General features: G+C 42.0%; 14 protein-coding genes and 9 tRNA genes. 12 read left to right on the top strand and 11 right to left on the bottom strand.

Translation table 11 applies throughout. The features are described from left to right. Positions 1 to 100: 100 nt before the first annotated feature. Together nirD and nirB are read right to left on the bottom strand one after the other, a co-directional pair. The gene (nirD, locus tag OCU87_RS10735) at positions 101 to 427 is read right to left on the bottom strand and encodes a nitrite reductase small subunit NirD (RefSeq protein ID WP_261857098.1); all 327 of its coding nucleotides are present in this window, start codon (positions 425 to 427) and stop codon (positions 101 to 103) included. Next, positions 424 to 2,973 (bottom strand): nitrite reductase large subunit NirB, encoded by a 2,550-nt coding sequence (gene nirB, locus OCU87_RS10730; RefSeq protein WP_261857097.1) that lies wholly within the window; start codon positions 2,971 to 2,973, stop codon positions 424 to 426. Before nirB ends, nirD begins: the two co-directional genes overlap by 4 nt. A gap of 726 nt (positions 2,974 to 3,699) precedes the next feature. Here nirB and OCU87_RS10725 point away from each other — a divergent pair. The 9 genes from OCU87_RS10725 to OCU87_RS10685 all read left to right on the top strand — a co-directional run bounded on the left by OCU87_RS10725 (position 3,700) and on the right by OCU87_RS10685 (position 4,818). Continuing rightward, a tRNA-Gly gene (locus tag OCU87_RS10725) sits at positions 3,700 to 3,775 on the top strand. Positions 3,776 to 3,854: 79 nt separating this feature from the next. Then, a tRNA-Leu gene (locus OCU87_RS10720) sits at positions 3,855 to 3,941 on the top strand. Positions 3,942 to 3,994: 53 nt separating this feature from the next. Next, positions 3,995 to 4,068: transfer RNA gene (locus OCU87_RS10715), tRNA-Cys, on the top strand. A 6-nt stretch (positions 4,069 to 4,074) separates the two neighbouring features. Then, positions 4,075 to 4,150: transfer RNA gene (locus OCU87_RS10710), tRNA-Gly, on the top strand. Positions 4,151 to 4,229: 79 nt separating this feature from the next. Continuing rightward, positions 4,230 to 4,316 (top strand) — tRNA-Leu (locus OCU87_RS10705). Between the two features lie 53 nt (positions 4,317 to 4,369). Further along, positions 4,370 to 4,443: transfer RNA gene (locus tag OCU87_RS10700), tRNA-Cys, on the top strand. A 6-nt stretch (positions 4,444 to 4,449) separates the two neighbouring features. Next, a tRNA-Gly gene (locus tag OCU87_RS10695) sits at positions 4,450 to 4,525 on the top strand. Between the two features lie 79 nt (positions 4,526 to 4,604). Continuing rightward, a tRNA-Leu gene (locus tag OCU87_RS10690) sits at positions 4,605 to 4,691 on the top strand. 53 nt (positions 4,692 to 4,744) lie between these two features. Further along, positions 4,745 to 4,818: transfer RNA gene (locus OCU87_RS10685), tRNA-Cys, on the top strand. A 66-nt stretch (positions 4,819 to 4,884) separates the two neighbouring features. On the opposite strand, the gene OCU87_RS10680 is transcribed toward OCU87_RS10685, so the two are convergent. Next, the gene (locus tag OCU87_RS10680; RefSeq protein WP_062690455.1) at positions 4,885 to 5,787 is read right to left on the bottom strand and encodes a hypothetical protein; all 903 of its coding nucleotides are present in this window, start codon (positions 5,785 to 5,787) and stop codon (positions 4,885 to 4,887) included. A gap of 771 nt (positions 5,788 to 6,558) precedes the next feature. Between OCU87_RS10680 and OCU87_RS10675 the strand changes: the two genes are divergently transcribed. Both OCU87_RS10675 and OCU87_RS10670 read left to right on the top strand, forming a co-directional pair. Next, a complete protein-coding gene (locus OCU87_RS10675) occupies positions 6,559 to 7,329 on the top strand; it encodes a transcriptional regulator (protein WP_261857096.1) in 771 nt (256 codons plus the stop codon). A gap of 254 nt (positions 7,330 to 7,583) precedes the next feature. Continuing rightward, complete coding sequence (locus OCU87_RS10670; RefSeq protein WP_261857095.1) at positions 7,584 to 10,037, top strand: collagenase; 2,454 nt, start codon at positions 7,584 to 7,586, stop codon at positions 10,035 to 10,037. 113 nt (positions 10,038 to 10,150) lie between these two features. Here OCU87_RS10670 and melA read toward each other — a convergent pair whose 3' ends face one another. The 8 genes from melA to OCU87_RS10630 form a co-directional block, all read right to left on the bottom strand. Continuing rightward, the gene (melA, locus tag OCU87_RS10665; RefSeq protein WP_062690456.1) at positions 10,151 to 11,512 is read right to left on the bottom strand and encodes an alpha-galactosidase; all 1,362 of its coding nucleotides are present in this window, start codon (positions 11,510 to 11,512) and stop codon (positions 10,151 to 10,153) included. 66 nt (positions 11,513 to 11,578) lie between these two features. Beyond that, positions 11,579 to 12,565, bottom strand: a complete 987-nt coding sequence (locus OCU87_RS10660) for an ABC transporter permease (RefSeq protein WP_062690457.1) — start codon at positions 12,563 to 12,565, stop codon at positions 11,579 to 11,581. Next, complete coding sequence (locus OCU87_RS10655; protein WP_261857094.1) at positions 12,565 to 13,320, bottom strand: ATP-binding cassette domain-containing protein; 756 nt, start codon at positions 13,318 to 13,320, stop codon at positions 12,565 to 12,567. The genes OCU87_RS10660 and OCU87_RS10655 overlap by 1 nt, the downstream gene beginning before the upstream one ends. Beyond that, on the bottom strand, positions 13,320 to 14,333 hold the full coding sequence (locus tag OCU87_RS10650; RefSeq protein WP_239928761.1) for a sugar ABC transporter substrate-binding protein: 1,014 nt from the start codon (positions 14,331 to 14,333) through the stop codon (positions 13,320 to 13,322). The genes OCU87_RS10655 and OCU87_RS10650 overlap by 1 nt, the downstream gene beginning before the upstream one ends. A 298-nt stretch (positions 14,334 to 14,631) precedes the next feature. Beyond that, the gene (locus tag OCU87_RS10645) at positions 14,632 to 15,654 is read right to left on the bottom strand and encodes a PTS sugar transporter subunit IIC (RefSeq protein ID WP_261857093.1); all 1,023 of its coding nucleotides are present in this window, start codon (positions 15,652 to 15,654) and stop codon (positions 14,632 to 14,634) included. Between the two features lie 354 nt (positions 15,655 to 16,008). Beyond that, positions 16,009 to 16,683: a transglutaminase-like domain-containing protein gene (locus OCU87_RS10640; RefSeq protein ID WP_261857092.1), complete on the bottom strand. Its 675-nt coding sequence runs from the start codon at positions 16,681 to 16,683 to the stop codon at positions 16,009 to 16,011. 137 nt (positions 16,684 to 16,820) lie between these two features. Beyond that, positions 16,821 to 16,961 carry a hypothetical protein gene (locus OCU87_RS10635; RefSeq protein ID WP_164488549.1) on the bottom strand — a complete coding sequence of 47 codons (141 nt, stop codon included), beginning with the start codon at positions 16,959 to 16,961 and terminating at the stop codon, positions 16,821 to 16,823. 35 nt (positions 16,962 to 16,996) lie between these two features. Next, a complete protein-coding gene (locus OCU87_RS10630) occupies positions 16,997 to 19,246 on the bottom strand; it encodes an acetyl-CoA hydrolase/transferase C-terminal domain-containing protein (RefSeq protein WP_261857091.1) in 2,250 nt (749 codons plus the stop codon). A gap of 458 nt (positions 19,247 to 19,704) precedes the next feature. Between OCU87_RS10630 and OCU87_RS10625 the strand changes: the two genes are divergently transcribed. Then, positions 19,705 to 21,390 (top strand): wax ester/triacylglycerol synthase family O-acyltransferase, encoded by a 1,686-nt coding sequence (locus OCU87_RS10625; protein ID WP_261857090.1) that lies wholly within the window; start codon positions 19,705 to 19,707, stop codon positions 21,388 to 21,390. Positions 21,391 to 21,574 lie beyond the last annotated feature (184 nt).

Here is a 21,574-nt window from a genome sequence, read left to right as displayed (position 1 = left end):
ATAGATAATGGCTTCTATACCTATTCCAAAAAGCAGGGAATTTTGACAACTGGTAAGCAAAATTCCCTGAAACTTAGCGTGAAGCTAAGGACTTATAGGTTTAAGCTGCGATTTGAACTTCGCTGTTAACTACTTGTACTTGGTAGCTTTTGACTGATGCTTCTACATTTTCAAGACAGCGACCATCTTTTAATGCGAAGCGTTGTTTCTTGAGAGGACTTGCCACCCAAAGCTCACCGTCATGCTCACAAATGAGGCCACGAGATAGCACGTTAGATTGTGCAAATGGGTCCATGTTGCTGATGGCATAGAATGTGTCTGATGTATCTGGTCGGAACAACGCAACTTGCTCGCCATTAACTAACGCACAAACACCAGTGCCTGGAATGACATCATCTAGGTTGCAGACTGTGATCCACTGACTCATGCGTGTTCCTCCACTGAAATGTTATAAACAGGCGACTTTTCTTCTGTTGTAGCAGGGCGGTGTTGTTCACGTTCAGAGACAAAGACAACATTGCTATCGCGTTCATCTGAGTTGATGAAGTGGCTAAAGCGTTTTAGTTGGTCATCGTTATCGAGCGTGGTTGTCCACTCACACTGGTAGCTTGCAATGAGCTTCTCTGCATCCGCTTCAAGTTGTGCATTAATGCCAAGCTTGTCGTTGATGATCACATCGCGTAGGTACTCAATTCCGCCTTCAAGGTTTCCTAGCCAAACAGAAGTACGCTGTAGTTTGTCAGCGGTACGTACGTAGAACATGAGGTAACGGTCGATGTATTGAAGCAGTGTTTCTTTGTCTAAGTCGGCAGCGAGTAAGTCAGCATGACGTGGTTTCATACCGCCATTGCCGCCTACATACATGTTCCAGCCTGCATCTGTTGCAATAATGCCTAAGTCTTTGCCTTGCGCCTCGGCACATTCACGGGTACAGCCAGACACACCGAACTTCATTTTGTGCGGAGTACGAATACCTTTGTAGCGGTTTTCAAGCACGACACCTAAGCCAACGCTGTCTTGCACGCCGAAACGACACCAAGTGCTACCCACACAGGTTTTCGCCATACGTAGGGCTTTTGCATAGGCTTGGCCTGTTTCAAAACCTGCAGCTATCAGCTTTTCCCAAATAACAGGTAAGTCGTCTTTTTGTGCGCCAAATAAACCAATGCGCTGTGCACCTGTAATTTTGGTGTATAGGTTGAACTCGCTGGCGACTTCAGCGACCGCCATTAAGCCTGCAGGCGTCACTTCACCACCTGACATACGAGGGATAACAGAATAGGTGCCATCTTTTTGCATATTGCCTAAGAAGATGTCATTGGTATCTTGCAGTTGAGTATTTTCTTGCGTGAGAACGTAGTCATTCCAGCTTGATGCCAGAATTGAGCCTACGGTTGGCTTACATACTTCACAGCCATAGCCTTTGCCGTATTTTTTCAGTAGCTCATCAAAGGTTTTGATTTGCTCTACACGGATAAGGTGAAAAAGTTCTTGGCGAGAATATTCAAAGTGTTCACATAAGTGGTTTTTCACTTCGATACCTGATTTAGCCAGCTCTGCATTCAGTACTTGGGTAATAAGAGGTAAACAACCACCACAACCTGTACCTGCACCCGTCACCGCTTTGATCTCGCCAAGGGTAGTATGGCCATCAGCAACGGCTGTTGCGATTTTGGCTTTAGTCACATCAAAACATGAACAAATAACCGCGGAATCGGGTAGGGAGTCTGCCCCCATTGCTGGTTTTTCAGCACCTGCATGTGCAGGTAGAATTAATGTATCCGGGTGTTTGGGTAATTCGATGTCATTCAGTTTTAACTGCAGTAAGTTACCGTAGTCAGAGGTATCGCCAACGAGCACAGCACCAAGCAACTTCTTACCGTCTTCAGAAACGATAATGCGTTTGTACACTTCTTCGCTTTCATCAAGGTATACGTAGCTCTTGCAGTTTGGTGTACGGCCATTGGCATCGCCGATACTGCCTACTTTCACGCCAAGCAGTTTCAGCTTGGCACTCATGTCTGCGCCTTCAAAAGTATTGTCGCCGCCAATTAAACTGCTAACGGCAACTTGCGCCATTTTATAACCAGGCGCGACAAGGCCGTAGAACATCTCGTTCCAAGATGCACATTCACCAATGGCATAAACATCTTGATCGGATGTGAGACAGTGATCGTCAATAGCAATACCGCCGCGACGGCCAGTGGCTAAACCACACTGCATAGCAAGCTTGTCTTGTGGGCGAATACCGGTCGAGAACACAATGAAGTCAACCTCAAGCGATGTTCCATCAGCAAAGCGCATGGTATTTCGAGCTTCTGTACCTTCGGCAACGATCTCTTGCGTATTTTTACCGGTATGAACTTTTACGCCCAGTTTTTCAATTTTGTTACGTAGCTGTTCGCCACCTTGTGGATCTAACTGTTCGGCCATCAACACAGGAGCAAATTCAATCACATGCGTTTCGACACCCAGTGCTTTTAGTGCGCCAGCTGCTTCCAAACCAAGTAAACCACCACCTACGACAACACCACTTTTGCTGCGTTTAGCTGTTGCTTCAATGGTTTTTAAATCTTCGATGGTACGGTAAACAAAACAGTCTTTACCTTCATTACCTTTAATCGGTGGAACCCAAGGGTAAGAACCCGTCGCCATAATTAGCTTGTCGTACTGAATTTCACGGCCGGTATTAGAGTGGATAATTTTCTGAGCGCGGTTGATGGTGATTGCACGTTCACCAATAAGAACATTGATGCCGTGTTTTTCGTAGAAGCCTTCTTTAACCAGTGAAAGCTCATCAGCGGTATGGTGTGAGAAGTAAGATGACAGGTGGACCCTGTCGTATGCTATGCGTGGTTCTTCACAGAAAACAGTGACTTCGTAGTTTTCCATGTCTGCTTTATCGACTAATTCTTCGATATAGCGATGGCCTACCATACCGTTACCGATAATCGCCAATCTGACTTTGCTCATAATATCCTCTTAACAAAGGCGTTAAATCTGAGCCGATAGTAATAAGACAGGTTGTGAATAAATATGATGTAAATCAACTACAATTTTAAATAACCCCAAAGGGGTAGCGGTTAGTTAATCAATGATTTGATCATTATTTGATGTTGTATGATCGGTATTTACGCTGTATTACGTTGTTTTATTACTAGATGTGAATAAAAAATGAATGCTGTCGGAGTTGACTCTGTATGCGTTACTTTACTAATACGCGCGCTTCAGCCTGATTGGTGATGATACATGGTGTGCCGATTTGTGAAATGAGAGGGGGAGGCGGTTTAGGTATTATAATTTTTTAACGGTTATAGCAAATGCGATAACTAGCCTTAACTCTAGAGTCATCCGATTACAGTAGGTAAAGAGGTTGATGAGTTAAGTAACCCCTACAAACGAATCTGTACCAGCTAGATAGTGTGATATTTCAATAATTCTCGGAAATGTGATGTATTTGCCTTGTCGTTCGTACAACGGGAGGGGCTTATTATTTAAAGGATATTCCGCGAAATTGCTTATCTGCTTGTTTTTTAGCAAGTTACTTGGAGTATCATCGATCAATCTGAATATATATCATTCACTGCGGGCTGCTTTTTAACCGATTGAATAAATTGTTTATTTTTTTAATTGACTCATTTTTAGAATCTAGTAAAGTACGCCTCGTTCTCACGGCAAAGGTCGCTGAGAAATATTGATGCGACACTAGCTCAGTTGGTAGAGCGCAACCTTGCCAAGGTTGAGGTCATCGGTTCGAACCCGATGTGTCGCTCCAAATTAAAGTCTGATTGCTTATAGCAGTGAGGCAAAGATGGTGTTTAACTTTTCAGTTAGCGCATCGCAAAGAATTGCGTGCCCTGGTGGTGGAATTGGTAGACACAAGGGATTTAAAATCCCTCGACGTTCGCGTTGTGCCGGTTCAAGTCCGGCCCGGGGCACCATCTATTCCTTAGTATCGTTACCATAGACGGTATTGAGTAGAGCAACACAATATGGCGCGTTGGCAGAGTGGCTATGCAGCGGATTGCAAATCCGTGGACCTCGGTTCGACTCCGGGACGCGCCTCCATATTATGCGACACTAGCTCAGTTGGTAGAGCGCAACCTTGCCAAGGTTGAGGTCATCGGTTCGAACCCGATGTGTCGCTCCAAATTAAAGTCTGATTGCTTATAGCAGTAAGGCAAAGATGGTGTTTAACTTTTCAGTTAGCGCATCGCAAAGAATTGCGTGCCCTGGTGGTGGAATTGGTAGACACAAGGGATTTAAAATCCCTCGACGTTCGCGTTGTGCCGGTTCAAGTCCGGCCCGGGGCACCATCTATTCCTTAGTATCGTTACCATAGACGGTATTGAGTAGAGCAACACAATATGGCGCGTTGGCAGAGTGGCTATGCAGCGGATTGCAAATCCGTGGACCTCGGTTCGACTCCGGGACGCGCCTCCATATTATGCGACACTAGCTCAGTTGGTAGAGCGCAACCTTGCCAAGGTTGAGGTCATCGGTTCGAACCCGATGTGTCGCTCCAAATTAAAGTCTGATTGCTTATAGCAGTAAGGCAAAGATGGTGTTTAACTTTTCAGTTAGCGCATCGCAAAGAATTGCGTGCCCTGGTGGTGGAATTGGTAGACACAAGGGATTTAAAATCCCTCGACGTTCGCGTTGTGCCGGTTCAAGTCCGGCCCGGGGCACCATCTATTCCTTAGTATCGTTACCATAGACGGTATTGAGTAGAGCAACACAATATGGCGCGTTGGCAGAGTGGCTATGCAGCGGATTGCAAATCCGTGGACCTCGGTTCGACTCCGGGACGCGCCTCCATATTGAAGAAAGCCCTAGCAGAAATGCTGGGGCTTTTTTTCATTTTGGCTACCTAGTTATAAGATACTAACTTACGTGGTTAAAGTATTTGCCTAATAATGCGACCGATGTTTTGACAGTTTCTCGGTTGGCTGGACGGTAAGTCTCATTATCGTCACTATTATAAAACTCCCCAAAATTAATCATATCGGGTTCACATTTTGAACGTCCATTCTTACAGATATCTGATGCACTTTCGTTCATAGAGAGAATTGTTTGTACATAATATGGGATGTTGTCATTCCATCCGGTATATTTACCATCATGAGCGAAACCGACACCGTGCATCATCTCATGAGCAACTAGAGCCGCGTTTATGCCAGATTGTTCGAACTGGATAAAAAGACGATTAGTGCCCCATGCTCTTTGTGTATGAGAGTCTGACACATAAGCTGTCACATGATTTCCGTATCTTGCCGCTGTCTGATTGACGTAGCTTTTTAACTGATCATAGCTGCTGGGAATTAAGACATTCTCAGAACTTTGGGCTCTAACAGTAAAAATACTACGATTAAAGTCGCGGCGAAATTCAGGGGTGTTCATTAAGAATACAACACGACCTAGTGTATCTTTAAACTCAGCGATTGATTGCTGATCCCAATTGACTAAATGGTACCCTGTACCAATTTCCATATTACCAATTGTATTTGCTGGCATAAATGATGTGTTCTTCAGTGGAACAACATTACCAAACAAAAGGTTATCTCTATTTCTGAACTCAGACATCACGGTATTGTGGTGATATTTATAGAGCATTTCAACATCACTTTGTGACAGGCCTAACTGGGATAGGAAATCCTTTGCTGGGTCAACACTTACACTAGGTGCTGCTTGTGCTTCTGTTTGTTCAATATTGTTATTAGCTGCGATTGCCATGTTACATCCGAATATACCGATACTTGCTAATACGATGATTGATAGCTTTTTCATTATGAATCCTCTTTATGACTTTACTAAGCATTTGAATTTAAGGGAAAAGTCTCAAATTCGTCTTATAGAAATTACAAAAACTGGCCTCTGTTTTTGGTCTTAGCCAATTTTGTGAAAAGTAAATTTCACTGGTTTATTATGAATGCTGTTTTATAGCCCCTGAGGTATAATATGCATTCGTGTTTATATTTATCTAGGCGTATTTATGCAATGTTAGGTTTCGGTTTCAAGATACGTATCGATATTTATGACGTTGTTAGTATGCAAAGCATTTTTTTTACGTTATCAAAAAGAGAAGAATTCCATATTAAACATCATTAATTCAGTGTTTAGGTAAGCTGATTTAACTTGAAATAATCTTCATTAATAATTCAAGGTGCATTTTTATTAATACTACAGTCTTGGTAATATTAATTTAAAACTTGGATGTAACTTTGATGTAGTATATGAGAATAATAAATTGAATCAACTTCAAAAAAATTAACCTCACTTTTGAATTAACGTATAAAAATTAAGGTTTATTATCAATTATAATTAGTTCGAGGTTATGATAATCTCAGTAATTTTATAAAACAAGCAAGTATATATTGCTAAATAGAACGATGTGATCAATAACTTGGCATCATTAGCTAAAATATAATATGGAATTGCCATACTCTACTTTGTTTACTAATTGATTGTGATATTAACGCTATACTTATCAGTTGTTCATTTGTTTTTTTAATCATTAATTATTTAGTGTAAATATACTTTAAGATCACGGAGGATCACATGCATATTGGAGCTGAGTTTTTGCTGGCGGCTATACGGTATAAAATAAAAAAGGATGGACTGTGTTATAGTATGCTTTCAGAAAAGATGGGTATTCCATTATCCACTATAAAGCGCCATTTACATAATTCATCTTTGGGGTTAGATAAGGTATTACTTTATGCTTCACAACTAAATACCGATTTAGTGGAACTCTCACAGTTAGCCCGACAGCTACAACGAAATAATGAATATTATATTCGAGGAAAAGAAAGCGACTTCTTTGCTGGTCATCCATATCTACTTGATTTTATTTATATGATAACAGCTCGTAACATGCGCCCTCAAGAAGTTGCCGATCAATACAATTTATCCAGTAAGAGTCTACGCCTTTACCTTGTTATTGCTGAAAGGTTGGGGTATATCGAAATACATGGCAAGGAAATTAGTTATCATTTGGGGCGACGTTTTATTATCGAAGAGGGTAGCTCGTTAGATTTACTTTTCAAAAAACGCTTTTTACAAAATTCAATTTCTCATGATTCTCCTACTGAGGTCTGTCAGGGAAGGGTACTAATAACCCAAGAACAGAAAAAGCAGCTGGAGACGGAGTTCGATAATAAAATTAGTGAAATTCATGCGGCTAATAGTGAAAGTAACTGTGGCGAGGTTACGAATGTCTTAGTTCGCTTTACCCCAGGGCAACAGATTTATTTTTCAAATGAGCTAATCGAGATTGATAGTTCTTTATTGATTGAAGTGTCAAAAATTTTTAATGAAGTAGCCTCTTGAAAGAGGACAAGGTTATGAGGATAACGGAAGGGAATATTTATATAAGTGAAAATTATGCGCTTGTGATTTTTACAAAAAAATTTGATTAAAAGTATGAAACCAGAGGTGCTAAAAAGTGGAACTTTAATTTGTAATGCTCCTAAAGTCATATGTATCTTAATTTTTAATATATATTTTATTTGCAGTTGGATTATTTCGTGAATGGTGCCGAAGGAGTTTCGGTATTTTTAATACATCACTAAAGAAGAATATATATGAAACTTTATAAAATGAACATTATATTGGTGGGTTTACTCGTAAGTTTAAATGTCAGTGCTTATAGTGAACCAATATCACAAATGGTAGAACACCAGGATCATCAGTCTCATACATTCCATGGTGTAGAATCTCAATTAACAGAAAGATCCCCTTTCTCGGTTTTGCCAGAGCAAGATATTCAAGACAGTAAAATGCACACCACACTTAACCGTGCATCTACAACTGATGCAGTAAAAGCTTGTGATTTAAGTGCATTTATTAATGAGTCCAATACTGTTGAAGTGATTAAAGATCAAGGTACTGATTGTATTAATAAACTCTTTTCTGCCAACAGTGAGATACAAGAGGCAGCCTTTGAATCGGGCAATATGTACAACGTGGCTAAGCATACAACCCGCTTAGCACAATCTTATGGCGGGGGAGGAAGCGAAGACTTACAAGCTTTTTATCTTTACTTACGAGCGGGCTACTATGCTGAATATTACAACAAAGAAATTGATTTTTTGCCTTGGGTAACCCCTGCCGTTAAAGAGGCTATAGATACCTTTGTTAGCAATCCTTTCTTTTATCAGAGTAATGATGCACACGGTAAGGTGTTAAGTGAAGTTATTATCGCAATGGACAGTGCTAACCTTCAACATGCTTACCTTGATGTGCTGATTAATTGGTTAAATCGTTGGAATCGTGATTATGCTCAGCATTGGTCAATTCGTAACGCAGTGAACAGTATTTTTACTGTTCTGTATCGCGGTCAGTGGAATACCGAGTATGTTAGTACAATTGGCTCTCGAAATGACTTAGTCATGGCATTAAGTAACTTCGCTCTAAATGAAGCGGCTATTGGTGCTGATGATGAATTTATGGCAGCGAATGCTGGCCGTGAATTAGGTCGCTTAACCATGTATAAAAATACTGCGATTCAGCCATTAGTTAAGTCTAAGCTTCAATCAATATTTGCTCGTTATAACATGTATGGCTTTGGTGATGCTGTTTGGCTCGCAGCAGCTGATACTGCCTCACATTACTCTGAATGTGCCGATTATGGTATATGTGGATTTGAGCCTAAATTAAAAGCGTTGGTGTTGTCCCAGAGTTATACCTGTAGTGATAGCCTTCGTATCTTGTCGCAAGATATGACAGACAAGCAACATCAAGCGGCGTGTGACAAGATGGGTTACGAGGAAACCTATTTTCATACTTTACTTGAAACGGGTAACCAGCCTGTAGAAAACGATTTTAACACTCAGTTGCAAATCAATATTTTTGATTCCAGTAGTGACTACCAGAAATATGCCGGTATTATCTTTGGGATTAGCACGAATAATGGTGGTATGTACCTTGAAGGTGATCCATCAAAACCAAACAATGTGCCTAATTTTGTTGCTTATGAAGCGCCATATGCCAATGCTGAGCATTATGTCTGGAATTTAGAGCATGAGTTTATTCATTATCTTGATGGCCGCTTTAATATGTTCGGTGATTTTGCGGCACCAACAGAAAAAGTGGTGTGGTGGAGTGAAGGGATTGCAGAGTATGTTGCGAATGAAGACAATAACTCAGCAGCGTTAGACACTATTAAAGATGGTAGCGTGTACACTCTGAGCCAGATCTTTGAAACTACATATGATGGTTTTGATGTGGATCGTATTTATCGTTGGGGTTACCTAGCAGTCCGCTTTATGTTTAGCCAACATAAAAATGAAATTAATAGTATGTTGGTTGAAACACGAGCTGGTGATTGGGGCGGATATAAAGCAATTATTCAGGGTTGGGAACATCAGTATCAGTCTGAATTTGAACAATGGCAGCAAGATTTAATTTCTCATAATTCAGGTGAACCTAAAGCAGTTATAAGCGTCTCGACTAACGGAAAAATAGGAACTGACATTCCATTTAGCAGTGCTAATAGTACAGATAATGATGGGGTGATTGTTGGTTACATGTGGAATTTTGGGGATGGAACAAGTAGCCAAGAAGCAAACCCAATCCATCAATATTCAAACAAAGGTACTTACACGGTTACTTTAACGGTAACGGATGATTCTGGTTTAAGTGCATCAGCGTCTACCTCTATTGCCGTTTCTCAGGAAGGTGGGCACGATCGTTTTCCTATCAATTGCGCGATAGAAAATAAAGTGACTAGTGGAAGGTTAGCGGCCGGAGAGGTTGTTTGCTTGGGGTCTCATCAACCAATATGGCTAAGTATTTCAGAAGTAAGTAAATACCAAACTATGTCAATTACCACAGCAAATGGCAGTGGTAACTTGAAATTAGAGTACAGTAATTTTGATTGGCCGAATGGTTCAAATTTACATGCTTGGTCTGATAATGCAGGTAATGATGAGTGCATTACTTTAAGCTGGCAAAATCAGTATTGGGGTTACCTAAAAATATCTGGTGAATATGAAAATGCAGCCATTGTTGTCGACTTTGATAAAGGATGTCAATAGTAGGTTGAAGGTACGATTTAATCGAATCATTAATATGCAGCCAGCATTTTTGCTGGCTACTTTTTTGATGGAAATATGACTTGTTCATTCTGTGTTTTGTTAATGATCTAGTATTAACGGTATTGCTCAAGCCAAACTTGCTGCGCTTCAACCATCTCTTCGAACATGGCATCTATCTCCGACAACGTACAAACCGTCGCGGTGACAGGGTCTAGCGCAAGGGCATAGCGTGCTGCATTTAAGTCTTTGTTTAACGCAGCCTCGACAATCAATTCCTGAACCGCTGTATTGGTTTTGATCAAGCTGGCGCATTGAGTCGGTAGCCGTCCCATTGTTTGCGGGTGTAAACCCGTTTTATCGACCCATATTGGCACTTCAACAACACAGTTTTGCGGTAAGTTTTCAATTAGCAAGCCATCTGCTTGTTGATTAGCGACATTACCGTTAATACGCACGCGTTCACCACTTATCATGGCATTGATTAGTTTTGGTGCATTTAGCATGTTGGGTTTTATGATAAAGTCTTGCTCACCAGCAAGCTGGGCATCTATCTCAGCTTTGCCTGCAGCATGTACTTTTTCTTCTAGTGCTAATAGGTTCCAGCGCAGAGGTAGAAAGCGATTGATCATGTCTTCATTTTTTCTGAAGTATGGAACGTAATCACTACAGTGCCAGTGGTTTTCAGTACACCAATAATCAAAGAATTTGAGCATTTCGCAACGTACCCCATCAGCTAGATAAACGTCAGGGTTATTGGGGATTTGGCGAATTGCCTCCATTAAATCTTCGCCATTAGCCTGCATCTTCGTTATCCACGTCATGTGGTTAATGCCAGCAAATTCATAGTCAATATGCTCGGGTACTTGATGGTACATCAACTTCTGCCAGCGTTCAGGCGTTGATGGATGATCAACCCAAGGCCCTTGTCCTAAATATCCTGCCAGCTGAGCAACGGTATAACGGACACCGTAGCAAAGCCCAACCGTGGTGATCTGACTGAACTCTTTTGCAGCCCAAGTCAGTGGAGCGAGAGGGTTAGCATAGTTGATAAATATGGCGTTCGGGCAGGCTTGCTCCATATCCTTTAATATCGACAGCATTGGCGGTATATGGCGTAGTGCGCGGAAAATACCACCAGGCCCCATGGTATCGCCAACTTCTTGGATCACGCCATATTTAGCGGGAATATCGATATCTAGCCGCCATGGCTCAAGCCCGCCAACTTGAATAGCGTTAATAACAAAATCAGCCCCTTGCAAAGCATCATACTGATTAGTCGTCATCTTTACAGTGACAGGTAAGTTGGCCTGTTCAATCATTTTAGCGACAACCTGACCACTGCGTTTAAGCACTTCAGATTGAATGTCCATTAAAGTGATAGTTGAGCCAGCAACCGCTGGGTAGGACAACAAGGCAGAGCAAATTTGGCGAGTAAACATTACACTGCCCGCCCCAATGATAGTAATTTGTGCCATAACGAATCCTTTTACTATGAATACAAAAATAGAAATAAAAATGAAAAACTAGGCCAACAATTCTGATTAACGAGAAGAAAATAAACGCGATAACGAACCAGAATGCTGTTTGAGTAAGATGCTGTGTACAACGAGCGAAAGTAGAATAATGACGCCGTAGATTAAACGCGTCCAAAAACCCGCTAACCCCGCGCTGATAATGCCAGCTTCAAGAATACCTATGATGCAGGCGCCAAAAAGCGTGCCCATAAGCGTACCTCGGCCTCCGAGCACTGATGTCCCGCCAATAAAGACTGATGCAAATACAAGTAGCATGTAGCCTTGGCCTTGGTTTGGCCACCAACTGCTCATTTCAATACTGACAAAAGCGCCGACTAAGGCTGAAATTGCGCCCATTTGCATGAATAGCAACATGCGAGTTCGCTCAACGGGGACCCCCATCATTTCAGCCGCTTTGGGGTTATCACCAATAAAATTGACGTTATCGCCAAATACATGCCACGCGAGTATTAGCCAAAGTACAAATAATAGCGCACACGCCCATAGCATTTGCGCTGGGATCACATCGGCAATGCGGCCAACCATTAGGGTGTGAAGATTGGTTTGGCGGATCTCTGGCATGCTTATCGCAATACCGTCAGCTAATACCGTGGTTAAACCACCGAGGAAAAATTGCGTGCCAATAGTGGTAATGATGGAGGGAATACGGAAAATAACCACTAAGCAACCGTTCAGCATACCGCAGAGAACGCCAGCAGTGATTGATCCCATCAAGGCTATAAATGGAGATTGCGTTGCTTTGAAAAGTGCAGCAAAGACATAACCACCCAAAGCGACCACAGAGGGGAAGCTCATGTCGATTTCACGTGCAATGATCAGCAATGTTAACGCAAAGGCCAGCATTGCAGTGAAAGGGATAGTTGACATAAATGATGTATAAATTCGCAGATGAAGAAAAGTCTGCGGACTTAAGTAAGTGAACATCAACCACAGCATAATCAAGATCAATGCTGTCAGTGTTGGGATCCTATGTCGAGCAAAGAAGGTTAGCATTAGGCACCTCTGCCGACAGCATCAAGTAAGGCTTTATGTAGGGCATCTTTCGTCATATCTGATTTATGGTATTCGGCGACAATTTGACCTCGGTCCATTACAACAAACCTGTCAGCAACACGAAATGCGTCATTCATATTGTGCGTAATTAGCAGGCAAGCGCGATCTTGTTCTCTTAGGGTTTCAATAAAATGCAGTACTTTATCAACTTCCCCCAAAGAGAGTGCCGTGGTTGGTTCATCTAAAATCACTACCTTGGCATCAAATAACATTGCTCGGCCAATGGCTAATCCCTGACGTTCTCCTCCTGATAGTAAATTAACTGGGGTATCAATATTGGCACCAACACCACGGAAATTGAGTTTATTGAGTAGCTCAGTGGCTTGCTGACGTTCTTTTTTTTGATCGATAAAGCCCAGTTTGTTGCGCAGGTGACGGCCTAGAAATAAGTTTCGCCATACACTTTGCTGCTCACCAAGTGAGCCTGATTGATAGACAGTTTCAATACCCAATTGCCGCGCCACTTTTACGCCATAGCTTTTGATATCGACAGTTTGTCCGTTGACCGTCATGTGGCCTTGTTCTAATGCTTCGACGCCGCTGATTAATTTGATCAGCGTTGATTTTCCTGCACCATTGTCACCTAGCAAGGCACAGACTTCACCGCGTACGAGTGAAAATTCGATATTCTTTAACGCATGAACAGGGCCAAACCATTTGTTTAGCCCCGAAATTTCTAACACATTTCCGACCATTAACGAATGCCTTTGGCTGCTAAAGGCGCAATGAAATCAATGTTAGCCGCGTTGACGAAGCCAGCTCCGGTATTAATATCAAGGCCAGAGAAGCCGTATCGGGTACTTAGTACCACTTGAACAACTGATAAATAACCCATTAAGTAAGGTTGGCTGTCGGCAACAAGTTGGACATAGCCCGTTTTAATAGCATCAGCAGTGGCAGGGGAAAGGCTAAACCCAGCAACAAATAATTCACTAGGTCGAACGCCTGCATTACGTAGGAAGTTACCCATTTGTGAGGTTAAGGCACCATGGTCGACCATGATTAATTTCACATCCGGTGTACGTGCGAGGTAAGCAGAAAGTACATTGGTTCCAAGGGATGGATCTTTGTCTACCTCTGGTGATATTTGAATAAAATCGACGTTTAAGCCTGCGTCTTCAAGGGTAGAGATTAGGCCGCGAGTTGAATCACTGCGTTCAGCTATATCTTTGATCCCCCAGACTAAAGCGCGATCACCCGCTTTAAATTTACCATCACGTAATGCTTGATTCGCAAGGTGTATACCACGATCAGCATTGCTGACGCCGACATAGCCAAACCCATTCGGTTGCTGTGTCGCCATTGTTTCTGGCAACGCAGTATCAACAGATGTCACCTTGATTCCCTTGCTAAAAGCTTCATCGACTAAAGGCTCGAAAGCACTATCACCAGGGTGTCCCATTACAACAATGCCAGTTGGTTTGGCTGCTAGCGCTTGTTTAAAGTTTTCGACCATTTTTTGAGGCTGCCAGTCGGAATACATAACACGCAGGTCAACGCTAAGATCTTCGGCGGCTTGCACAGCACCATTTTGAACCACGGTTGCGTAAGGCCCACCAACAGGCCCACCAACATCAAACCAAATAGACATGTCTTTACCCGAAGGGGCCGCAATGGCAGACATAGATGTGAAGGAGAAAACAGCGGCGGTTAAAGTAGCACGTTGTTTAGATGTTAAATTACAGAGGAATGTTCCAATCATACTCATAAAGTTGGTGCTCCATTGGGGCATATACACTAATTGCGCATAATACTCCTATCTAAGAGCGGGTAAATCAAAAGAAAGCTCTGAAAGTAAGATCTGGTGTCATGATTTTGTTGGGAAATTTGACCTTATTCTCAATATGGTCATATGCGAGCTATGTCTCAGCAGTATGTCTTGGCGGTATGTATTAGTGGTATGAAGAAGGGACATGAGCTTTGAGCATGAACAATAAAGCCACTCGTATTTAGTGAGTGGCTTTCAGGTTATTGTGAGTTAGTTGAATCTATTTACTTGGTCAGAATTAACCATTAGCAAACTGTTGAAGAGGGATGCGTTCAGCCAGTAAACGTTTGTAAATTTGATGACCGATAACCCCGCCAAGTAACCCAGCAAATGCGGCTGCAACGGTTGCCATAAAGAGGGTTTGCGGTGCGTTGAAAGCAATAGATGCAAGTAATCCAGGAATTGGTGCGGCACTGCCAGGAGCATCATTCACAATACCGAAGTAGGCTGCAATTGTGCCTGCAAAAGCACCACCAATAAAGTTAGACATGAAGATAGGCACTGGGTTACGTGTCACTATATGTGCTTGAGTCAGTGGCTCTAACATTACACTGATGGTGTTACTTGATTTGCCCAGTTTTAGCTTGTGGAATATATAACCGTTGGTAAAAGAACCGCCCACACAAGCCATTGCAGCGATCCCCATAGGTAAACCGGTTAGGCCGAGCATCGCGGTAAGTGCCATCGAGCTGAGTGGCGAAGTACACACCATTTTGATTAACCCGCCAAGCATGAAGCCCATAGCTAGTGGTGAGAATAATGTCGCCTCGGTGATCATGTTTGCTAAGGTTCCCATTAGCATTTCAAGAGCGGGGCTAATGAAAATACCCAGCAACCTTGCGAGTGGTGCAAGCACTAGTACACCAACGATGACGTCGACCCCTTCCGGTAAGTATTTTTTGAACAGTGGGGCAAGGAAAGAGAAAAGGTAGCCCACGATAAAGCCTTCAAGGATACCAAGGTTGGCCATTGCTAGCCCCGTTACTATGGCGTATACAGGTTGAATACCAACCCTAAGCATGACTAAAGTAGCCGCTGCTATTCCGCCCATACCTCCGACCATATTTCCGAAGTCAGCAAGATAAGCAACCCCTAACAAATTACCCATTACGTACTTGTGAATTGCTTCGACTAAGAATGTGGCGATAGCGGCGTCAGCTAAGCCGCTCATTGCAGCACTTCCATTAGGTGCTTTGAAACTAAATAGCGAGAACAAACATAAAGCTGCTAATAGCGCAGCAATTCCCATTAAAATTTCCATATAACTTCCTTACCATTACTGATTACGGTGCAAATAATTGGGCGAAAGTGAGGTATATCGCCGTAGAGTTGGAAGGTGTTTGAAAATTACCCAGGATCGGGCACCGTGATATGAAGGTGGAAGCGGAGTGTGGTGTGAGGAAGGAATTGTTGAGTGCTGTACAGACTGCCAGCGCTTGTTATCGTTCATAGACGATAGTAATTCTCGTATCGCAATTGTGTAGTAAAACGGCTGCTCATAAAGGTCACCATTGTGTTACAGAAAGCGTGAGTAAATGTTACATCTTGATTGTTAAGCTATCATATATGATTTATTTGAATTTTGAACTGCTTCATGTTCTTGATAATAAATAAATTAATCTTGATTTGGGTTCCATTCGGCCGTTTCTTCTCTGTGATTCGAAGCGGGGTTAAACATTGTTGTAAACTCATGAAGTAGATGAGGGTAGACTTCTTGCACTGTTTGCAAAATTAAAGCCACGGGCATATCTTCAAACGTTCCATGCTGTTTAACGTACTCCATGTGTTTTTTACCGTCAGTGGTGTTTGCCTGTAAGATCGAGTCAGATTTGCCATTAAAATCGAGCGGTTTTACGCCAAATTTAGTACATAATTCTTGATCAAAAACGGGTGTTGCTTTTACCCATTTACCCTCTAAATACACTTCGACATAGCCATGCATCGCAAAATAATCTGTCTTTAACCATTCAATGAGTTTAGGGCTGGAAAGGTGATTAATCACATCGGCGAGCCCAAGTCTTGCTGGAATGCCATGGTAACGGCATAACGCGATCATTAAAGCTGATTTAGGGATACAGTAAGCTTGATGATTTTCTAAGCAGTAGCTGGCTTTCAAGCTGGCGACACCGTCTTTCAGTGTGTAGGGGTTGTACTTAATGCTATCGCGAACAAGGTAATAGATGCTTACTGCTTTCTCTGTGAGGCTCGTCCCTTCAGTATTCGCGGCAAATTCTTGAATGTATTTATTCTGGTAGTCAAAGTATTCAGTTGGCTTTAAGTACATATCCATTTGTGATTATCCAATCATTTACGGTAAAAATACTTTAAATTAATAGCTTAATTTTCTCTTATCGGCATGTTTTCTAATTGGACAAAGAATAAAAATGAAGGAGGTTTATCCTCCTTCATCTATCACTTTTTCGCTGCTTAGCGTTTTCTTTTTATCGGCTCGATTGGCTTATCACCAATGGTCGTTTTGCCGGGACAAACACGCTTAACAGGGCACTTCATACAGCCCCATATTGCCGCATAAGGGCATAGGGCGATTTCCTTGTATTTTTTAGTCATTGTGATACCTACATTACTTCAGTGTTATTTTAATTTTATCTCAACGCATTAATAAGTAGCTTCTGGGTCATACGTTGCTCTAAGTTTTTGGGATCATCAAGGTGCATTCGTTTTAACAATTTCTGTTGTTCTTCTGTCGCCTTTCTTATTGTAAGTGCTTGAGTTATAGCTTTTATTTTCCCTTTCGGTGTACTGACTTGTTTTTTTAGCTTTTTAAGTGCTTTGACAAGTTTTAGCTCTTCATCTGTAAAACTACAGCCGAACGGGAAAGGGGTGAACCAATTGCGATCAGCATAAGGTGCTAAGAATGCATGGATAGATTCTGACGTATTATTGCTAAAGGCTGCTGGAATTTCATAATCCTTGGCAACTTTCCCTGCGGCTTTAGCTTGCTTAAGTAAATCTGGCTGGAAGCGAGAATCCGCAATTTTGATTAGCTCTGTGTATACAACATGGTCAGGCTTACCACGTAAATCCGCAATGCCGTATTCAGTTACAACGATATCACGAAGCTGGCGAGGGATTGTGGTGTGTCCATAATTGAAAAGAATGTTGGACTGTAATTTACCGTCACGGACACAAGTACTACGAATTTTGATAATAGAACGTGCGCCGGGAAGTTGGTGTGATTGCGCGACAAAGTTGTATTGACCACCCACTCCACTAACAACTTGGCCGTTGGCTAGTGCATCAGATACAACGGAACCATCTAACGTTACCATCATCCCTGAGTTAATAAAGCGAGCATGTTGACGCTGTACCTGCTTAAGCTGTTGGCTGCCTAGCATATGATCATAAAGATCATTAACGTAGTTCACACTCGTCATGCAGAAGTGCTTATGTTCTTCTTCGGTTAAATCACGTAGTCCCTGATAAAATTCTTGAGGGCCAATGAAGAATGCACCATGCATAACCGTTCCGCCTTTAAGCTCATTGTTTAAGCAGAACTGAGTGATTTCTCGTAGGCACTGAGCGTCGTGTAAGTTGGCCGGTGTTTTTTGGCCATTTATATGTAGTACGCCGTTTCTATAAACAACATTCTCTTTAAATACGCCTAGTTTAATTAAGTAACTGACATCAGACTCTGTTAAATATTCAGAGATAAGTTGATGTTCACATAGCGTCAGTAAGGTGTCAGTAGAAACCTTAGTTGTCATTTTTTGGTTATTTAATAAGTGCTGTAGATTGATGTCTTCAAATACTTGGCGCTTCAAGATACCGGCATCGTAGAGGTGTAAAAATCCATCGACCATGAGTTCACTACAACCGTATAAACCATGATTAAAAGGTGCTGTATCACCTACCAGTTGTGTGACAGGGAACCTTTCTTTGATTTGAAGTCGCTTAAGGATTTTTAGGTAGTCATCGTTATGTTGGTGACGTAACAGCGTGCTATAAGTTAAGGCGCTACTTAATGAACCAATGCCAACTTGAAGAGTACCATTGTCTTTTACTAACGTACTGGAATATAAGCCAATCAAATGATCTTCTGGCGAGATAGGGGTGTTTGGTGCGGCAAATATTGCATAGTCATGGTGCTGAGGTTTGCTATTGGCATCTAAAACAAAATCGAACTCGCTGGCAGGAACTTCAGCATGGTTGTACATGAACGGCATGTTAGTATTGACTTCACCCACCACAGCTATCGCTTTTCCTTCCGCTTTTAACTTATCTAGTTCGGGTATTAAATCTAAGCCTAAATCTGAATTACTGCACAAACTGTATGTTGTTACACCGTCACATATTCTGGATGCCAGCAGTTGAGCGATAACATTTACACCTTTATCAATAAGATCGCGCACAGCATGGGTGTAGTTTGTGCTGGTGTAATTTAACTGCTGTTTAGAATATAAGCAGCTTCCTGCTTTAAAGAAAAACTCACAGACAGTGACATTATCAGGCAAATTGCCACTTCGGATATCTTGCATGTACTCAATATCAGGTACATCAGCAAATTCTCGCTCAACAAAAGGACCAAGAAATTGTTTCTCAAGGAATGACTTTCCTGTTGGCTTCTCAAGCGTGATGCCAGTTTCTATAGTCAGCGAGATCGAAGGATCTTTTTTCGCGCGTTGATAGATAGCGTTAACAAAAGATATGGGCTTACCGATAGCAAGTGGGAGGCCTAAGATGATCTTTTTACCGACCTTAGCGATGACTTGATCTACAAGATCATCATGGTGATCGAATACGATAGCTGGTGATTTAGATAGAGAGTCATGAGCGCCAGCCATGAGCGGAGTTAGATGAGCAGGATGCGTTTCAACAAGTTCAAGTACAGACATATCACATTCCTTTGTTATCGGTATAGGGATGACCCGCTAAATTTTATTGTTGTGAAATTGTTATTATTGGAGGAAAGAATAGAGCATTCATTCTAGTTTTCGCCAATAACGTCATCTTTATGCAATATGTTGACTGTGGTCACATCCTTTGTGCACATAATGTTGACTAGATACCATTTTATCTTGGGTAAAAAGCATCATAGTTTTGTTTGAAAATAGTAGTACAGCAATGGTGCTGTAAGTCTTGAGAATACTGCGTTAGAGGCGTTTTATTGGATGTATAAGCGACATAGATCACGCGGTGATTTATGTATGGTGACAAAGAGTCAATGTTTCGCGATTTTAAGATTGATTTTGTGATGCTGGCACTAGGCTGAGAATGAAATTAGAAAGAATGATCTAATATTCATTGTTACCGTAAATGCAGTAATTTGTTATAGGAATAAAAGGGATCATTTATGCCGAGCTTATCGCTGTTGGATTTTAGTTTTGTGGCCTTCGAGTCAGCGAAAACGCCTCTGCATGTTTCAGGGCTGATTATTCTAGAGCCGCCGAAAGAGGATGCGGCAAATTTTGCGCAAAATGTTTATGCGAGCTTTTTGCAAAAGCCAGATGCGTGCCAGCCTTTTAACTGGAAGCTGAATTGGAGCATGACAGGTAAACCCCGTTGGGATGTATTACCTAAGATTAACATTGAAGATCATATCCACTTTACTATGTTGCCCGCTCCAGGTTGTGATGCGCAGTTACAAAAAGTAGCAGGTCGTATTCACGGTCAGGTTCTTGATCGCGCAAAACCGTTATGGGAAGTGTGGGTTATTGATGGGCTGGAAGGTAATCGTGTTGCTTTAATGATGAAAATGCATCATTCGGTTGTAGACGGCATTCGTGCTAGTAAGTTATTCACCTCTAGTTGTTCACCAGATATAGATGAGTCTTTCAATGGCCCATTATGGCAACATGACTTACGCAAAACATCTTCTCAGCGTAAGCAGGAAAGCCATCTCACTGACATGGTGATGAAAACAGTTACACAAGCATCAAAACAAATTTCTTTGCTACCATCTATGTTCCGTCTTGGTACTAAGCTTGCGATGAAAGCGGTTAATTTAGGGCATAGTGATTTAACCTTGCCTTTCTCTGCGCCGAAAACACCGTTTAATGCTAGCCCGCAGCGTAATAGAGCACTTAGCTTGGGGGACTTCTCCATCAAGCAAATTAAACATTTACGTGCCATAACTGGTGCATCAATGAATGACGTGCTTTATACCGTTTCAGATATTGCACTGAACCGTTATTTGAACGATAGGGCGCTGCCATTGCGTAAACCACTAGTCGCAATGATGCCGATTAATTTACGTAATAAAGACGAAAAGAATGCTGGGCATGGCAATAAAATGACCATTGGTAATGTGGAATTAGGCCGCCCGAATCTTACGCCATTACAGCGCTTAGAAGCGATTCAAACCGCCACCAATGATCTAAAACGTGAGGCCTTAGCAATATCGCCAGATGCTTACATCAATTACTCTTTACTGATCAATGGGATTTCCCTGATAACGGGTAAGTTAGGGGTGAATAACTATGTTCCAACGACAACTAACCTACTGATTTCAAATGTTCCTGGCGCTAAAGAACAGCTGTATTTCATGGGTGCGAAAGTGCTGCAACAATACCCAGTTTCTGTTTTAATGCCAGGACAAACGCTTAATATTACCTTCTTCAGTAATGGCGATACTATGTATTACTCCTTGGTTGCTTGTAACCAATCCTTGCCGGGATTTGAAGTGATTGCAGATTACATGCAAGAAGCGTTTGAAGAACTGCAACGAGAGATCTTAGAAGCGGCTTGTTTTGAAGTTGGTGAACGAGTTGATAAACCAACTAAAGAAGAGTTGGCTGTTGAAGTGGCAGTGTCTGCGGCACAACAAGCATTAACACCAGAAGACGATGGCTTTGAGCGACTATGGCAAGAAAAGCAGGATAAAGTTGCTGAGTTGGAAAAGCAGCTGGCAATGCTAACGTCTAAGTTATCTTCTCAAATTGAGATAGATCCAACCCTTGAAGCTGTTAATCAGGAATTAGACGACGAATTGCTAACAACTGCCAAAACGGGTGAAGAATCACGTGTCGCGGAAGTGTAGATAGGATATTAGAAGCACGCTCAGTGAGCGTGCTTTATTTATAATAATGACTGAGCCCTTAATTGTTCAGAGGGACAGTGTAAACCATCACTTTATTCTAGCGTTTGCCGTAGCTTTTGCTGCGGCTTTTTTTGCGTTTTATACTGTGAGACAGGGATGAAAAAGGAGCCTAATCGCTCCTTTC

Origin of the sequence: Photobacterium sanguinicancri, assembly GCF_024346675.1 — a bacterium.
In the GTDB taxonomy this organism is placed as follows: domain Bacteria; phylum Pseudomonadota; class Gammaproteobacteria; order Enterobacterales; family Vibrionaceae; genus Photobacterium; species Photobacterium sanguinicancri.
The sequence above is the reverse complement of the archived record's forward strand: the minus strand, read 5'-3'. Positions and strand labels throughout refer to the sequence as shown.

Excerpts from the sequence above, each read along its gene's own strand:
- nirD (WP_261857098.1), bottom strand. The coding sequence starts at position 427 with ATGAGTCAGTGGATCACAGTCTGCAACCTAGATGATGTCATTCCAGGC.
- OCU87_RS10680 (WP_062690455.1), bottom strand. The coding sequence starts at position 5,787 with ATGAAAAAGCTATCAATCATCGTATTAGCAAGTATCGGTATATTCGGA.
- OCU87_RS10670 (WP_261857095.1), top strand. The coding sequence starts at position 7,584 with ATGAAACTTTATAAAATGAACATTATATTGGTGGGTTTACTCGTAAGT.
- nirB (WP_261857097.1), bottom strand. The coding sequence starts at position 2,973 with ATGAGCAAAGTCAGATTGGCGATTATCGGTAACGGTATGGTAGGCCAT.
- OCU87_RS10655 (WP_261857094.1), bottom strand. The coding sequence starts at position 13,320 with ATGGTCGGAAATGTGTTAGAAATTTCGGGGCTAAACAAATGGTTTGGC.
- OCU87_RS10630 (WP_261857091.1), bottom strand. The coding sequence starts at position 19,246 with ATGTCTGTACTTGAACTTGTTGAAACGCATCCTGCTCATCTAACTCCG.
- OCU87_RS10625 (WP_261857090.1), top strand. The coding sequence starts at position 19,705 with ATGCCGAGCTTATCGCTGTTGGATTTTAGTTTTGTGGCCTTCGAGTCA.
- OCU87_RS10635 (WP_164488549.1), bottom strand. The coding sequence starts at position 16,961 with ATGACTAAAAAATACAAGGAAATCGCCCTATGCCCTTATGCGGCAATA.
- OCU87_RS10650 (WP_239928761.1), bottom strand. The coding sequence starts at position 14,333 with ATGAGTATGATTGGAACATTCCTCTGTAATTTAACATCTAAACAACGT.
- melA (WP_062690456.1), bottom strand. The coding sequence starts at position 11,512 with ATGGCACAAATTACTATCATTGGGGCGGGCAGTGTAATGTTTACTCGC.
- OCU87_RS10660 (WP_062690457.1), bottom strand. The coding sequence starts at position 12,565 with ATGCTAACCTTCTTTGCTCGACATAGGATCCCAACACTGACAGCATTG.
- OCU87_RS10640 (WP_261857092.1), bottom strand. The coding sequence starts at position 16,683 with ATGGATATGTACTTAAAGCCAACTGAATACTTTGACTACCAGAATAAA.
- OCU87_RS10645 (WP_261857093.1), bottom strand. The coding sequence starts at position 15,654 with ATGGAAATTTTAATGGGAATTGCTGCGCTATTAGCAGCTTTATGTTTG.
- OCU87_RS10675 (WP_261857096.1), top strand. The coding sequence starts at position 6,559 with ATGCATATTGGAGCTGAGTTTTTGCTGGCGGCTATACGGTATAAAATA.